The following is a 15,485-nucleotide window of genomic DNA, read 5'->3' as shown; positions in this document are numbered from 1 at the left end:
TCGACCATCAACTTCACCCCTGGCGGTAGTCTTTCGTGGTTTTGCCGGTCCAGCGCTTGAACGCTCGACGGAAGTTGGTCGGCTCGGAAAAACCCAGCAGCAGCGCAATATCGTCGGTGCTCATAATGGTGGTCTTCAGGTACTCGATCGCCAGCGAGCAACGCACGTCATCGGTAATCGCCACAAATGAAGTGCCTTCGTCCTGCAATTTGCGACGCAGGCTGCGGGTGGTCATGTGCAACTTCTCGGCCACCGTTTCCATGTCCGGAAATGCCCCGGGGGTTTGCATCATCATCTGGTACACCTCGCCCGAAATCCCCGACGACACCTTTGCCTGGCCGATCAGACGGTCGCAGGTTTCCTGTAGAACGGTGGCCGTCAGACGGTGGGCCAGGTGGGGTTTGTGATCCAGGATCGAGCTGTCGTAATGCAATTCGCATTGGGGGTGATCGAAAATGCACGGGCAGCCCAGGTATTGCTCGTAGATATCGGCGTGGGGTGGCGCCGGGTAGGCAAAGCACGCCTTGGTGGGCGGACAGGTCTGGCCAAACACGTCCTGCAGGTGTGTGACGTGCTGGGTAAATTGTTGCTCGATCAGGAACCGCTTGATCTCCATCGAAGGCACCGGATTGGACGCGTCAGGGAAGGTCCAGACGGCCTCGCTCTCATATTCGTGCCATTCAATCGTCAGCGTTGGGGTGGCAAGCGAGTGGTATTTCACGCCGAGCCTGAAGTAGTCGCGCAATGACAGGCAGGACATCAAGGCGTACCCGTACATGCCATAGGCCGACAGATGCAGGCGCGAGCCGGTCTTGAACGGGGTGGCGGGGTCCTTGGACAGTGTCACCGCATTGCTGCAGACCGCTGCGTATTGCCTGACCGAAGTGAGCGCCGTTGCGTCGTAGATCGCTTCTTCGTCCACACCGCTGCCCTTGAGGCTGTCCGCCGGTGCGATGCCTTGTTCACTCAAGACTTCCACCAGTGCCGCGATCTTGTAGGGCGCGTAGATACGTTCGTTGAACAGCGGCGTTTTCGGCGGCATGGGCCGGCTCCTGAAGGTGTCCCTTAGGGATTCATTGATGTCCGTTAAGGATCTTACTAAGCCGTGGGAAATTCAATAAGCTCGTTTGCAAATGCAGTGGCGACAGTTCGGGCCTGTTCCCGGCGCACCTGCCCAACCAATAACAAGATCGGGTTACCCATGAGTTCAGTCAGCCGCAAAGTCATCATTTCCTGCGCGATCACCGGTGCGACGCATACACCGTCGATGTCCGACTATCTGCCGCTCACTCCGGCGGACATCGAACGGCAGTCGATCGAGGCGGCCGAGGCCGGTGCGGCGGTGCTGCACTTGCATGCCCGCGACCCTCTGGACGGTCGTCCGACCCCGGACCCGGCGGTGTTCAGCCAGTTCGTGCCGGCCATTGCGCAAGCCACCGACGCCATCATCAACATCACCACCGGCGGCAGCACCCGTATGACGCTGGCGCAACGGCTCGCGTACCCGTTGCTCGCCAAGCCGGAGCTGTGCTCGTTGAACATGGGGTCGATGAACTTTTCGATCCATCCCATCGCCGGCAAGATTTCCAGTTGGCGGCACAGCTGGAAAAGGAACACATCGAAGGCATGGAAGACGTTGTGTTCAAGAACACCTTCAAGGACATCCGCAACATCATGCTGGAGCTTGGCGAGTACGGCACCCGGTTCGAATTCGAGTGCTATGACGTCGGCCACCTGTACAACCTGGCGTACTTCGTGGAGCAGGGCCTGGTCAAGCCGCCGTTCTTCATCCAGTCGTGCTTCGGCATCCTCGGCGGCCTGGGCGCCGACCCGGAAAACATGAGCATCATGCGTGCTACTGCGGACCGCCTGTTCGGTCGGGAAAACTACCAGTTCTCCATCCTCGGTGCCGGTCGCCATCAGCTGTCGTTCGTGACCATGGGTGCGATCATGGGCGGCCACGTGCGGGTGGGGCTGGAAGACAGTATCTATCTGGCCAAAGGGGTGAAAGCCCGAACCAACGCCGAACAGGTGCGCAAGGTTCGCCACATTCTTGAAGAGCTGTCGTTCGAGATCGCAACGCCGGCAGAGGCGCGAGAGATGCTCGGTCTCAAGGGCAAAGACAAGGTCCAGCTGTAAACACGGCGTTTGAACCGTTAAAACAATAACAAGAAGAGGCTTCTCCATGACAATCATGCCAAGCACCAATGATTTGCATTGGCTTGCCACCCGGCGAGCAATGGCGCGACTCATCCCATTGATGTGTGCCATTTACTTCATGTCGTACCTGGACCGTACCAATGTCGCACTGGCCAAGGCTGCGTTGAACGCCGACCTCGGCATCAGTGCCGCTGCCTACGGTCTGGGTGCGGGGATTTTCTTCCTCGGGTATGCCCTGTTGGAGGTGCCCAGCAATTTGCTCGCGCATCGCATCGGGCCACGTCGCTGGATTGCCCGGATTGCGGTGACCTGGGGCACGCTGTCCTCGGCCATGATGTTTGTGCAGGGTGAATGGTCGTTCTACTTGTTGCGGGTCCTGCTGGGCATTGCCGAGGCCGGCCTGTTTCCTGCGCTGATGTACATGGTCACGCTGTGGTTCGCGCCCAAGGATCGCGCCATTGCCATCGGCTGGATCTACCTTGCCCCGGCGCTGGCCCTGGTCATCGGCAACCCGATTGGTGGCGCACTGATGAAAATGGACGGCATCGGTGGCCTGCATGGCTGGCAGTGGATGTTTTTGCTGGAAGGTCTGCCCAGCATCATTGTGGGGGTGATCCTGTGGTTCAAGCTGCCGGAGCGTCCACGGGACGCCCGCTGGCTGACGCCGGCACAAGCGCAATCGCTGGAAACCCATGCGTTGCTGCCCGGCCATGCGAATTCGCACGAATATTCCGGCCATTGGGTCAAGGCGCTCAAGCGACCGACTACCATCCTGATCGGTTTGATTTATTTCTTGAACCAAGTAGCGTTTGTCGGGCTGGTGTTTTTCACGCCGTCGATCATTCAACAGATGCAAATTACGTCACCGCTGACCGTAGGGTTGCTGTCCAGCAGCGTCGGTTTCGGATTCCTCGCCGGGGTGCTGGTGTTGCCGCGAATCCACCGCAGGATCGCCCGGGACTGCTATTGCCTGGGGCTGTTCACCGTTGGCCTGATTGCCAGTTCGGTGGCGTTTACGCTCGTTGCTGATGCACCGGTTCGCATCGCGTTGTTTACCGCTACGGCATTCTTTGCCGGTGGGGTATTGCCGATCTACTGGGCCATCGCCATGAAACGCCTTCAAGGGATCCAGGCGGCCGCCGGCCTCGCGTTCATCAACACCATCGGTTTGCTGGGCGGTTTTGCCGGGCCGTACCTGTTCGGGATCGCCGAGAAAGCTACGGGGCTGAGTTCATCGGGTTTTTATGTGATTGTTGGCGCTGCGGTGCTGGGCTTGATCCTGGTGCCACTGCTGGCTAAAGCCATCGACAACGAAACAACGCCGGTTGCCGCCGAACTGGCCATCCAATAAGAGAGTTGCCATGAAAATTGTTGATTTGCTGACGCCGCCCGCCAACCTGAAAGTGATCATTACCGGTGGGGCGGCAGGCATTGGCGCGGTCATCGCCAGGGCCTTCCATGAAGTGGGTGCGCACGTCTATGTCTGCGATATCAATGCCGGTGCGGTCGAACGCATGAAAGTCGAGTTTCCCGGCATGCACGGCGGCGTCGTGGATGTCGGCATCAAGCAGCACGTTGACCGTGTGATGGATGAGGCAATCACGCTGCTCGGTGGTCTTGATGTGCTGGTGAACAACGCCGGAATCGCCGGCCCTACGGGTAACATCGAGTCGCTGGACAGCGATGCCTGGGAGCAGACGGTCGCGACCAACCTGAACAGTCAGTATTTCTTCCTGCGCAAAGCGGTGCCTTGGCTGAAAAAAGTCTGGCCAGAACCCGCACATCATTGCAATGTCGTCCGTGGCAGGACGGCTGGGGTATCCCTTCAGGACGCCTTACGCGTCAACCAAGTGGGCAGTGGTCGGGCTGATGAAGTCGCTGGCCAGCGAGCTGGGGCCGGACAACATTCGGGTCAATGCAATCTTGCCAGGCGTCGTGGAAGGGGAGCGCATGGATCGGGTGATCGATGCCAGGGCGCAGACGCTTGGCATCAGCTTTGAGGCGATGCGCGATCAGTACCTGGAGAAAATCTCCCTGCGCCGGATGGTCACAATGGAGGACGTTGCCGCGCTGGCGCTGTTCCTGTCCTCACGCGCGGCGGTGAACGTTACCGGGCAGGCGATCAGCGTTGATGGCAACGTCGAGTACCTGTGACCGTAAAGCGATTGTTCCCGCGCAGCCTGTAAGCGCGGGTATCAACTCCCCCAACCCTCCCGTACCGCCCGGCGAATCGCCTCCAGCAGCATCGCGAACGCCGGGTTGTCGTTGTTTTCCCGCCAGATCAGGTGCAGCTCGCTTTGCACCCCTTCGCCCAGGTCGATGTCGCGAAACACCACATTCCTGAACACCACACTGCTGGCGCAGCGCGGCACCAGGGCAAGGCCCATGCCGGCGTTGACCAGGGCCAGGATGGTCAGCGACGAGCCAAGCCATTGCACGTACTCCGGCGCCACCCGGGCGGAGCGGAGCATGCCGGTGAGCAGTTCGTTGAAGGGCGGGTAGGCGGCGTGGGAGTACATGAGAAACGGCTGCCCATCCAGGTCGCTGACCGACACCGTGTCGGCGCGGGCCAGGCGATGCTGGCTGGGCACCGCCAGCACGAACGGCTCGCGGACCAGGCATTCGGTGGCGTAACCGGGCTCCAGCAACGGTGCGCGGGCAATGCCCAGGTCGATGCGCCGTGCGCGTAACGCCTCGTGCTGCTGATAAGTGTTCATCTCCGCCAGGTCGATTTTCACCTGGGGCTGCTTGAGCCGGGCTTCGGCGATCACCTTGGGCAAAAATTCATAGACGGCGCTGCCGACGAAACTGATGTTCACCGAACCGATGTCGCCCTCGGCGAAACGGCGGGCGGTGACGGCAGCCTGTTGCGCACGCTCCAGCAGGTTCTGCGCTTCGATGAAAAACGCCCGGCCCGCCGCGGTCAGCGCCACGCTGCGGGTGCTGCGGGTGAACAGTTCGACGCCCAGGTGATGCTCCAGCAACTGAATCTGCCGGCTCAGCGGCGGCTGGGTCATGTTCAACCGTTCGGCGGCCCGGCGGAAGTTGAGTTCGGTGGCCACCGTGGTGAAGCAGCGTAGTTGGGTCAGTTCGAACATTGATCTAATCCAGGTATCAATCAAGTGCCAAGTTAGATTAGACGGGATCAATGTCGGCGTCCATGATCGAACCGTCCCTAAAAAAACAATGAATGGGAGTCGCCCCTTGAATACCCTCCAGCCCGACCCGAACGTGCTCGCCCGCGCGGCGGCCAAGGTGAAACGCCACGTGCTGCCGCTCTTCGTGGTCATGTTCATCGTCAACTACATCGACCGGGTCAACATCGGCTTCGTGCGCAGTCACCTGGAAACCGACCTGGGCATCGGCGCTGCGGCCTATGGCCTGGGTGCCGGTCTGTTCTTCATCGGTTACGCCATCTTCGAAGTCCCGTCCAACATGCTGCTGCAACGCTACGGCGCCCGCGCCTGGCTCACGCGCATCATGTTCACCTGGGGCGCGGCCGCCATGGCCATGGCCTTCGTGCGTGGCGAGACCAGCTTCTACGTGCTGCGCTTCATTCTGGGCGCGGCCGAGGCCGGGTTCTTCCCCGGCATCATCTACTACTTCACCCAATGGCTGCCGGCCACCGAGCGCGGTAAGGCCATGGCGATTTTCCTCAGTGGTTCGGCCATTGCCTCGGTGATTTCCGGCCCGGTTTCCGGCGCCTTGCTGCACGTGAGCGGGTTGAGCCTGCACGGCTGGCAGTGGATGTTCCTGATCGAGGGTTTCGCCTCGATCGTGCTCTGCGGTTTCGTCTGGTTCTGGTTGCAGTCCCATCCACGCCAGGCCAACTGGTTGAGCACTGAAGAAAAAGACGCGCTGATCGACGCCATCGCCCTGGAACAGCAGGCCCGTGAAGCCACCCAAACGGTCAAGCCGTCGATGTTCAAGCTCCTGGCGGACAGGCAGATCGCGCTGTTCTGTTTCATCTACTTTTCCATCGCCCTGACCATATACGGCGCCACGTTCTGGTTGCCAAGCATGATCAAGAAGATGGGCAACCTCGGCGACTTCCAGGTCGGCCTGTTCAACTCGATTCCCTGGATCATCTCCATCGTCGCCATGTACGGCTTCGCGGCCATGGCCTCCAAGTGGAAATACCAACAGGCCTGGGTCGCGCTGACGCTGGTGATTGCCGCCACAGGCATGTTCATGTCCACCACGGGCGGGCCGGTGTTTGCCTTCGTCGCCATCTGTTTTGCCGCGATCGGCTTCAAGGCGGCCTCAGCCCTGTTCTGGCCCATTCCCCAAGGCTACCTGGATGCGCGCATCGCCGCGGCGGTGATCGCCCTGATCAACTCCATCGGCAACCTCGGCGGCTTCGTGGCCCCGGCGACCTTCGGTTTCCTGGAGCAGAAAACCGGTTCCATCGAAGGTGGCCTCTATGGTCTGGCCGCTACATCGCTGGTGGCGGCGGTGGTGATTTTCTTCGCCCGCACGTCGCCACACACCTCTTTTCGTCACCCCGCCTTGAAACCTGAGCCAAAGGGAGCAGCCTCTTGAAAATCACCCGAGTCACCGTCACCCCCATTGCTTTCCGTGATCCGCCGCTGCTCAATGCCAGCGGGATTCACGAGCCCTTTGCACTGCGGTCGATCATCGAGATCGAGAGCGACAACGGCTACATCGGTCTGGGGGAAAGCTACGGCGACGCACCCGCGCTGGCGATCCAGCAGCAATTGCAGTCGCAATTGATCGGCCTGGACCCATTCAACCTCAATGAGCTGCGGCGCATCGTCCAGGCCACCGTGGCGGCGAACAAGCCCGCGAGCCTGGCCGGCGCCGAGCTGGCACCGGGCTCCCACGCCAGCAAAGCGGTGAGCAACGCCTATTCGGCGTTTGAAGTGGCGTTCCTGGATTTGCAGGCGCATTCGTTGAACGTGCCATTGGTGGACTTGTTGGGCGGGGCGATTCGTGACGAGATTCCGTTCAGCGCCTACCTTTTTTTCAAGTACGCCGAACATGTGAACTCACCCTACAAACCGGATAACTGGGGTGAGGCGCTGAACGAAGAACAGATCGTCGCGCAGGCCCGTCGGATGATCGAGGCCTACGGCTTCAAGAGCATCAAACTCAAGGCCGGCACGCTGCCGCCGGAGCACGAAGTGTCGTGCATCAAGGCATTGAAAAAGGCGTTCCCCGGTTATCCCTTGCGCATCGACCCGAACGGCAACTGGTCCCTGGAAACCTCCATCCGCATGGCCGAATTGCTGGGCGACGATTTGCAATATTACGAAGATCCTACCCCGGGCCTGGACGGGATGGCCGAGCTGCACAAACGCACAGGCCTGCCATTGGCGACCAACATGGTGGTCACCGATTTCGACGAGTTCCGCCGTAGCATCGCCTTGAACAGCGTACAGATCGTCCTCGCCGACCATCATTACTGGGGCGGCCTGCGCGACACCCAGGCGTTGGCGAAAATGTGCGAGACCTTTGGCCTGGGCGTCTCGATGCATTCCAACTCGCACCTGGGCATCAGCCTGATGGCGATGGCGCACGTGGCCGCGTCGGTGCCCAATCTGGACTACGCCTGCGACACCCATTACCCGTGGCAGGAACCGGACGAAGAAGTGATCAAGGGTGGCAAGTTGCCGATTGTTGATGGCTGCGTGAAGATCACCCGTGCGCCGGGCCTGGGCCTGGAGCTGGATCACGATCAACTCGGCAAGCTGCATGACCAGTACCTGACCTGCGGCATTCGCCAGCGCGACGACGTCAAACAGATGCAGCGCTACAAACCGGAGTGGAAAGCGCTCAAGCCGCGCTTCTGAGTGCGGCGAGCAAACGCTCGATCTGGGCCAGCTCCCAGGTACTGAGCAGGCTCACCGGATCGGTGCGCAGCCAGAGGTCGTGCCCGGCTTCGCGACCATCCGGGCTGCGGCAATGTTGGCAGTGGCGCAGATGTGTGCCGTCGACCTCGAGGGTCAGGTGCCAACCCTCGATGTCGACGGTCACCAGGCCGGACTCGTCGGGTGCGCTCACCCGACGCATCGGCCGAACCTCAAGCGCTGCATCGCGCAGCAGTTGATAAATCTCACGGGTGCCCAATGCCATGAATTTCCCCGAATCCCTGTAGGAGCGAGCATGCTCGCGATGGAAGTCCAGACACCGCGGGGCGTCAGGTGCCCAGCGTCATCGTTGACGACCATCGCGAGCATGCTCGCTCCTACAGGATATCTATATTCTATTAAGAAATAACCAAATAATAATTAAGAATTATTTTGTATATCAAATTTCATGCACTATCGCTGCGACCATTTTTCTGACCTCACAGCGAGTATCTCATGGCAACCCCTAACAAGACCCTTCTGGCCATAACGCTTGCAGCGGCGGTTGCGCTGCTGACCCCCGGTGCCCAGGCGGAGGGCAAGATCAGCATTGCCCAGCAATTCGGCATCGGTTACCTGATCCTGGACGTGGTGCGCGACCAGCAGCTGATCGAGAAACACGGCAAGGAACAGGGCCTGGACATCAAGGTCGATTGGAACAGCATCTCCGGTGCTACGGCGATGAACGAAGCGCTGCTCGCTGGCGCCCTGGACGTGGTGTCGGCTGGCGTGCCGCCGATGTTGACCATCTGGGACCGCACCAAGGGCAAGCAGAACGTCAAGGCGATTGCCTCGCTGGGTTCGATGCCCAATTACCTGCTGACCAACAACCCGAATGTCAAAACCCTGAAGGATTTCTCCGACAAGGACCGCATTGCCGTGCCGGCTGCCGGGGTCGGGTTCCAGTCCCGCACCTTGCAGATCGAAACGGCCAAGCAGTTCGGCAACGAGCACTACAAGAAATTCGACGACATTTCGATCAGCCTGGCCCACCCCGATGCAACGGCTGCACTGATTGCCGGTGGCTCGGAGATCAATTCGCACTTTTCCAGCCCGCCGTTCCAGTATCAGGAATTGCAGAACCCCAATGTGCACAAAGTGTTGAGTTCCTACGACGTGCTGGGTGGTCAGGCAACCTTCAACGTGTTGTACACCACGGAAAAATTCCACGACGAAAACCCGAAGACCTACAAGGCCTTCTACGACGCACTGGCTGAAGCGGAGAAGATCATCAAGGCCGACAAGTCCGCCGCCGCCAAGACCTACATCCGCGTCGAGCAGTCGAAGCTGCCGCTCGAACTGGTCGAGAAGATCGTCAATGACCCGGAAATCAACTTCACCGTCGTGCCGCAGCGCACGGGTGTCTACGCCGAGAAGCTGCAGGAGCTGGGCGTGCTGAAAAACAAGGCTGAAAGCTGGAAGGACTACTTCTTCGAAGAAGCCCACGGTGGTGCTGGCAGCTAATACGCCAGACTTCATCACTACCACCGAAGAGGGATGGCTGTTTGCCTCACGTGTGGTTATGCTCGGCAGGTTTTGCGTTTGCCAATCATTAACAACAAAGTGATGACATGAGCCCAATAGAGACGCGTGCGACGGCGCTGGCGCTGTATCCGGAAGACTCCCGCGAGGCCGCGGCTCTGCTCAAACAAGCTGTTCCCCTGATGGTGAAACACAACATCCCGCCCAATCCGGTGCATTACGCGCTGTGGTACACCTACAGCAAGGGCGAGGACACCGAGCTCAATCGTCACCTGGATCGCGTGGTCAGGGACTTCGACGGCTTTCCGCCGGAGTCGGCCACGCGGTTGTTTCGCGATTACATCATCCGTGATGAGCTGGAAGAGGCGCGCGCCGGGCAGCAACAGGCGATCAACCTGGTGGACGACATGCACCGCGACGTGTCCCGCAGCGTCGAGGGCAGTCTGGATTTCCAGAGCAGCCTGGGGCGTTGTATCGAGATGCTCGAGTCGCCGGCCAACGAACGCTTGCCGGACATCCTCAGCGAGCTGCAACACAGCACCCAACTCATGCAGACTCAACAGGAACGATTCCTGTCGCAACTGAGCACCGCGCAAAACGAGATCAAGAGCCTGCGGGACAAGCTCGAACGCGCACAACTGGCCGCGACCCTCGATGGCCTGACCGAGTTGCTCAATCGCAGCGCGTTCGCCCGCCTGCTGGATGAGGCGTTAGGTCACGGCGTTCCGGGTGTTGCGCTGGTGATGCTCGACATCGACCACTTCAAACAATTCAACGATCAATACGGCCATCCGTTGGGTGACCGCGTACTCAAGCATGTCGCGCAGGTGTTGCGCAGTTCGCTGCCGGTCCACGCCACGGCAGCGCGTTACGGCGGCGAGGAGTTCTGCGTGATTCTGGAGCACTGCCCGGACCTGGAAACGGCTGTCGTATTCGCCGAGCAGATACGCACGAAGGTGCAGTCCTTGCGCATCAAGGCCCGTGGCGACGGCAAGGTGCTCGATACCATCACCGCGTCCTTCGGCGTGGCCTTCGCGCAACCGGGCGAGCAACCGGACAACCTTCTGACCCGGGCCGATGACGCCCTGTACCAGGCCAAGCGCACAGGGCGTAATCGCGTCCATCGCTGAATACCTGACTACTGTAGGAGCGAGCATGCTCGCGATGGTCGTTAACGATAACGCTGGCTACCAGATACCCTGCGGTGCCGGTGACACCATCGCGAGCATGCTCGCTCCTACAGGAGATCTGTGTCGCTTCTTATTATGAGAAAAACTCGCGATCATCGCGATTAAAATGAGTTTGTCTCACTGCATGCCTACTACCGACAATGTGCCCATCAAACACATTGGAGTTATTTGTCATGGCTTTGGCCCATTCCCTTGGATTTCCGCGCATTGGCCGCGACCGCGAATTGAAGAAAGCACAGGAAGCCTTCTGGAAGGGTGAGCTGAGCGAAGAGGGCCTGCGCGCCGTTGGCCGTGAGCTGCGCGAGAGCCATTGGGATCTGCAGAAAAACGCCGGCATCGAGCTGCTGCCGGTCGGCGATTTCGCCTGGTACGACCAGGTCCTGACCCATTCCCTGATGTTCGGGGTGATCCCTGAGCGCTTCCGCCCAGCCAATGGCCAGGCTTCATTGCAGACCCTGTTCGGCATGGCGCGTGGTGTCAGTGACAGCTGCTGCGGTGGCGCACATGCCCAGGAAATGACCAAGTGGTTCGACACCAACTATCACTACTTGGTCCCTGAGTTCACCGCCGAGCAACCATTCCATCTGGGCTGGGAGCAGTTGTTCGAAGAAGTCGAAGAAGCCCGCGCGCTGGGTCACAACGTCAAGCCCGTGGTGATCGGCCCGCTGACTTACCTGTGGCTGGGCAAGACCAAGGGCAGTGATTTCGACAAGCTTGACCTGCTGGACCGCCTGCTGCCGCTTTACGGCCAGATCTTCCAGCGCCTGGCCGCGCAGGGCGTCGAGTGGGTTCAGATCGACGAGCCCATCCTGGTACTCGACTTGCCACAAGCGTGGAAGAACGCCTTTGAACGCGCCTACAACCTGATTCAACGCGACCCGCTGAAAAAACTCGTCGCCACCTACTTCGGCGGTCTGGAAGAAAACCTCGGCCTGGCGGCGAACCTGCCGGTCGATGGCCTGCACATCGATCTGGTCCGCGCTCCAGAGCAATACCCGACCATTCTCGATCGCCTGCCGGCCTATAAGGTGTTGTCGCTGGGTGTGGTCAACGGCCGTAACGTGTGGCGCTGCGACCTGGAAAAAGCGCTGGCCACCCTGCAACACGCCAACGAGCGTCTGGGTGATCGCCTGTGGGTGGCGCCGTCCTGCTCGCTGCTGCACAGCCCCGTGGACCTGGGGCGTGAAGACAAGCTCGATGCCGAACTGAAAAGCTGGCTGGCGTTTGCCGTACAGAAGTGTGAAGAAGTGGCGGTCCTCGCCCAGGCCGTCAACGAACCGCAGGCGCCACACGTGCTGCGTGCCTTGACCAACAGCCGATCCGTCCAGGCCAGCCGTGCCGCTTCGCCGCGTATCCACAAACCCGAGGTGCAGGCCCGTGTGGCGGCGATCACCGCCAACGATAGCCAGCGTCACTCGTCCTTCGACGGCCGTATCGGCAAACAACGCGTGCGCCTGAACCTGCCATTGTTCCCGACGACTTCCATCGGCTCGTTCCCGCAAACCTCGGCCATTCGTCTGGCTCGCCAGTCGTTCAAGCAAGGCAAGCTGACGGCAGCCGAATACACCGAAGCGATGCACAGCGAAATCCGGCATGCGGTGCAGGTGCAGGAACGCCTGGGGCTTGACGTCCTCGTGCACGGCGAAGCCGAGCGTAACGACATGGTCGAATACTTCGCCGAGCAGGTCGACGGCTACATGTTCACCCGCTTTGGCTGGGTGCAAAGCTACGGTTCGCGCTGCGTGAAACCGGCGGTGATCTTCGGCGACCTCAGCCGTCCGCAAGCCATGACCGTGGAGTGGATCCGTTACGCCCAGGGCCTGACCGACAAGGTCATGAAAGGCATGCTGACGGGCCCCGTGACCATGCTGATGTGGTCGTTCCCCCGCGAAGACGTGTCTCGCAAGGTCCAGGCGCAACAACTGGCACTGGCCCTGCGTGACGAAGTGGTGGACCTGGAAACGGCCGGCATCAAAGTCGTGCAGATCGACGAAGCCGCCTTCCGCGAAGGCTTGCCGCTGCGTCGTGCGCAATGGCAGGACTACCTGGACTGGGCCGTGGAAGCGTTCCGCCTCACCGCCAGCGGTGTACGCGACGAAACGCAGATCCACACCCACATGTGCTACAGCGAGTTCAACGACGTGATCAAGTCAATCGCGGCCATGGACGCCGACGTGATCACCATCGAAACCTCGCGTTCGGACATGGAACTGCTCGACGCCTTCGAAGCGTTCGACTACCCGAACGACATCGGTCCGGGCGTCTACGACATCCACTCGCCACGAGTCCCGGATGCCTCGGAAATGGCCAACCTCCTGCGCAAGGCTGCCCAGCGTATTCCCGCCGAGCGCTTGTGGGTCAACCCGGATTGCGGCTTGAAAACTCGCGGCTGGCCGGAAACCGAAGCGGCGCTGGTCCACATGGTCACGGCGGCGCGCCAATTGCGTAAAGAATTGGCCTGACGTTCGTAAGCACGTCCGAAACCGGAGCCCTGCATGGCGCTCCGGTTTTTTTATGGGAGTAAGGCAATTTGCTGGCCCCCAACGCCCGAAGTTACATAGAGAATCACTTTACTTTCAGGTGGTTAGGGCCAACTTTAAATGCGCAATCTATGGATTCCACTGATTTCCCTGGGCCTGGCGGGTTTCGCCGTCCAGGCCCAGGCAAGGGAGCTGCAAGCCAATGACCGCTATATGTGCAGTTGGGGCGCGGGCACCGCAGCCAAGGCTCAGGAGCTGAAGCTGGCGGGTGTTTCGTTGTATGCCGCGCGAAAAAAGCTACAAACCTACAAGTTCAGCAAACCGTGGATGCGCATGATGGCCATGGGCATTACCGAACAGACTTACGACAGCCCGACCCGCATGAAACCCGAAGCCTTGCGCCGCAGCTTCAATGAGGACTGCCTGCGCTACAAGGTGGCGCGCAAGTGATCTACAGCGCCTGGTCGATCAGCTCAAGGTAAGCGGGGCTGGCGGAGATCGAGTTGTGTCCCACGCCCGGTATCACCTTCAGCACCGCCACCCCTTGGGCGAAGTGCCGATAGAGCGCTTCTGTGCTGGAGCGGGGGATGATGTCGTCCTGTTCTGCGGCCAGCAGCAGGGTCGGGATCGAGATATGCGCGGCGTATTTCCAGGAGTCGAAGCGGTCCTTGAGCAGCCACTTCACCGGAAAGATCGGGTACTGGCGCACGGCGAGTTCTTCCAGGCTGTTGTAGGGCGTGATCAGGATCAGCCGCGCCGCCGGGCGCTGGCTGGCCAGGCGCACCGCCACCCCTGAACCGAGGCTGCGGCCGACCACTGCGACTTGCGTATGGCTGCTGTATACCCTGTCGAACAGGGTCAGGGCGTCGCGGGCAATCGCTTCTTCCGAGGGCTTGCCCGTGCTGCCGCCAAAACCGCGATAGTGCATTAAATAAAGGGCGTGGTCAGGAAACGCCTGGGAGAATTCCTCCAGGTTGCGCGATACGTCCTCTGCATTGCCACCAAAATAAATGAGCGCTTTTGGCCCATCGTGTGGTCTGACGGTCACTTGCACCTGCGCGTCGTCCACTTTCAGCGTGAGCCTCGGTGCTTGGATCGTGGCGGGCTGCGGGAAGTAGATCAGCGCACGCTGGAACACCAGCAGCGCGACACAGAGTGCCAAGTACAAACCCGCGAGGATGGCGACGAGAATTATCAGGGTGCGTGACATTCGGCTAACGTTAGTGCGTGGCATTGATTGCTCGGGGTTCTGAAATACGAATTGCCGGTACCTGTCCCTGCTCCTACAGGAATCGAGTGTAGTTGAACGTAGGGGCAAACCATGGACCACACGAATGGACTCACGCGCAGACGACTGCTCACGCTGACGGCCGGAGCCACGGCGGTGCTCACTCTCGATCCGACCTTCGCGATCACCGCGTCGTTCGAGGAAACTGGAGGCAAGAACATGCTGACCCGCGCCATTCCTTCCAGCAACGAACCCTTGCCGATGGTTGGCGTGGGCACCTATCGCGGTTTTGATGTGGCGCCTGCCGATCCCGCCTACAGACAGTTGCCTGGCGTGCTCAGTGCATTGTTCGAGAAAGGTGGCACGGTGATCGACAGCTCACCCATGTACGGCCGCGCCGAGCAGACCACGGGTGAACTGTTGTCGATTCATGAGCCGCGCTCGCCGGCCTTCCTGGCCACCAAGGTATGGACCCGGGGACGTGAGGAGGGCATCGCTCAGATGGAACAATCCTTCCGGCTACTGCAAACCGATCGCATCGACCTGATGCAAATCCACAACCTGCTGGACTGGAAAACCCACCTGCCGACCCTGCGCCAGTGGAAGGAAGAAGGGCGTATTCGCTACATCGGCATCACCCATTACACCGCTTCGGCTTACGACGAAGTTGAAGCTGTGCTCAAGGCCGAGGCGCTGGATTTTTTGCAGATCAACTACGCGCTGGACGACCGTGGAGTGGAAAAACGCATTCTGCCGCTGTGCCGGGAGCGCGGCGTTGCGGTGATCTGCAATCGGCCCTTTGGCGGCGGTAATCTGCTCGCACGTTTCAAGGGTAAACCGCTGCCGGGCTGGGCCGCCCAGGTCGGCGCCACCAGTTGGGCGCAACTGGCGCTGAAATACCTGCTGGCGCACTCGGCGGTGACCTGCGTGATTCCCGGCACCGGCAACCCGCGCTACATGGCCGACAACGCTGGCGCCGGCTTTGGCCCGATGCTGACCGGCGCGCAGCGCGAGCAGTTGATCGATATGGTGAGTTGAGCCCTGTGGGCGCGGGCTTGTCGAATCGTCGCACCGC

General features: G+C 60.4%; 13 protein-coding genes and 2 pseudogenes. 11 read left to right on the top strand and 4 right to left on the bottom strand.

Features of this window, described 5'->3' with window-relative positions:
- Positions 1-13: 13 nt before the first annotated feature.
- Entirely contained in the window at positions 14-1,042 is a 1,029-nt protein-coding gene (locus AB4N33_RS10280) for an AraC family transcriptional regulator (RefSeq protein ID WP_460126269.1), read from the bottom strand.
- A gap of 159 nt (positions 1,043-1,201) precedes the next feature.
- On the opposite strand from AB4N33_RS10280, the pseudogene kce reads away from it, so the two are divergent.
- From kce to AB4N33_RS10260, 4 genes and pseudogenes are all read left to right on the top strand, one after another.
- A pseudogene (gene kce / locus AB4N33_RS10275) lies at positions 1,202-2,139 on the top strand (3,5-dioxohexanoate:acetyl-CoA acetone transferase).
- Between the two features lie 46 nt (positions 2,140-2,185).
- Positions 2,186-3,511 (top strand): MFS transporter, encoded by a 1,326-nt coding sequence (locus AB4N33_RS10270; RefSeq protein WP_460126265.1) that lies wholly within the window; start codon positions 2,186-2,188, stop codon positions 3,509-3,511.
- A gap of 10 nt (positions 3,512-3,521) precedes the next feature.
- Positions 3,522-3,863 (top strand): annotated as a pseudogene (locus AB4N33_RS10265) (SDR family NAD(P)-dependent oxidoreductase); the annotation flags it as partial.
- An 88-nt stretch (positions 3,864-3,951) separates the two neighbouring features.
- A complete protein-coding gene (locus tag AB4N33_RS10260; protein WP_476457204.1) occupies positions 3,952-4,314 on the top strand; it encodes an SDR family oxidoreductase in 363 nt (120 codons plus the stop codon).
- A gap of 41 nt (positions 4,315-4,355) precedes the next feature.
- Here AB4N33_RS10260 and AB4N33_RS10255 read toward each other — a convergent pair whose 3' ends face one another.
- Positions 4,356-5,258 carry a LysR family transcriptional regulator gene (locus AB4N33_RS10255; protein ID WP_460126261.1) on the bottom strand — a complete coding sequence of 301 codons (903 nt, stop codon included), beginning with the start codon at positions 5,256-5,258 and terminating at the stop codon, positions 4,356-4,358.
- A gap of 106 nt (positions 5,259-5,364) precedes the next feature.
- Between AB4N33_RS10255 and AB4N33_RS10250 the strand changes: the two genes are divergently transcribed.
- The gene (locus AB4N33_RS10250) at positions 5,365-6,702 is read left to right on the top strand and encodes an MFS transporter (RefSeq protein WP_460126259.1); all 1,338 of its coding nucleotides are present in this window, start codon (positions 5,365-5,367) and stop codon (positions 6,700-6,702) included.
- Positions 6,699-7,973 carry a glucarate dehydratase family protein gene (locus AB4N33_RS10245; RefSeq protein ID WP_460142077.1) on the top strand — a complete coding sequence of 425 codons (1,275 nt, stop codon included), beginning with the start codon at positions 6,699-6,701 and terminating at the stop codon, positions 7,971-7,973. Before AB4N33_RS10250 ends, AB4N33_RS10245 begins: the two co-directional genes overlap by 4 nt.
- On the opposite strand, the gene AB4N33_RS10240 is transcribed toward AB4N33_RS10245, so the two are convergent.
- Positions 7,957-8,256 (bottom strand): DUF7693 family protein, encoded by a 300-nt coding sequence (locus AB4N33_RS10240; RefSeq protein WP_476457203.1) that lies wholly within the window; start codon positions 8,254-8,256, stop codon positions 7,957-7,959. The genes AB4N33_RS10245 and AB4N33_RS10240 overlap by 17 nt on opposite strands.
- Positions 8,257-8,486: 230 nt before the next feature.
- Between AB4N33_RS10240 and AB4N33_RS10235 the strand changes: the two genes are divergently transcribed.
- The 4 genes from AB4N33_RS10235 to AB4N33_RS10220 all read left to right on the top strand — a co-directional run bounded on the left by AB4N33_RS10235 (position 8,487) and on the right by AB4N33_RS10220 (position 13,632).
- Positions 8,487-9,494 (top strand): ABC transporter substrate-binding protein, encoded by a 1,008-nt coding sequence (locus tag AB4N33_RS10235; RefSeq protein ID WP_460126253.1) that lies wholly within the window; start codon positions 8,487-8,489, stop codon positions 9,492-9,494.
- Between the two features lie 107 nt (positions 9,495-9,601).
- Positions 9,602-10,642 carry a GGDEF domain-containing protein gene (locus tag AB4N33_RS10230; RefSeq protein WP_476457202.1) on the top strand — a complete coding sequence of 347 codons (1,041 nt, stop codon included), beginning with the start codon at positions 9,602-9,604 and terminating at the stop codon, positions 10,640-10,642.
- Positions 10,643-10,875: 233 nt separating this feature from the next.
- Positions 10,876-13,164, top strand: a complete 2,289-nt coding sequence (gene metE / locus AB4N33_RS10225; RefSeq protein WP_476457201.1) for a 5-methyltetrahydropteroyltriglutamate--homocysteine S-methyltransferase — start codon at positions 10,876-10,878, stop codon at positions 13,162-13,164.
- Between the two features lie 138 nt (positions 13,165-13,302).
- The gene (locus AB4N33_RS10220) at positions 13,303-13,632 is read left to right on the top strand and encodes a hypothetical protein (protein WP_476457200.1); all 330 of its coding nucleotides are present in this window, start codon (positions 13,303-13,305) and stop codon (positions 13,630-13,632) included.
- A 1-nt stretch (position 13,633) separates the two neighbouring features.
- Here AB4N33_RS10220 and AB4N33_RS10215 read toward each other — a convergent pair whose 3' ends face one another.
- Positions 13,634-14,416 (bottom strand): alpha/beta hydrolase, encoded by a 783-nt coding sequence (locus tag AB4N33_RS10215; protein WP_476457199.1) that lies wholly within the window; start codon positions 14,414-14,416, stop codon positions 13,634-13,636.
- An 87-nt stretch (positions 14,417-14,503) separates the two neighbouring features.
- Between AB4N33_RS10215 and AB4N33_RS10210 the strand changes: the two genes are divergently transcribed.
- Complete coding sequence (locus AB4N33_RS10210; protein ID WP_460126233.1) at positions 14,504-15,448, top strand: aldo/keto reductase; 945 nt, start codon at positions 14,504-14,506, stop codon at positions 15,446-15,448.
- Positions 15,449-15,485: the final 37 nt, after the last annotated feature.

This window comes from Pseudomonas sp. S1_E05, assembly GCF_056337105.1.
The sequence above is the reverse complement of the archived record's forward strand: the minus strand, read 5'-3'. Positions and strand labels throughout refer to the sequence as shown.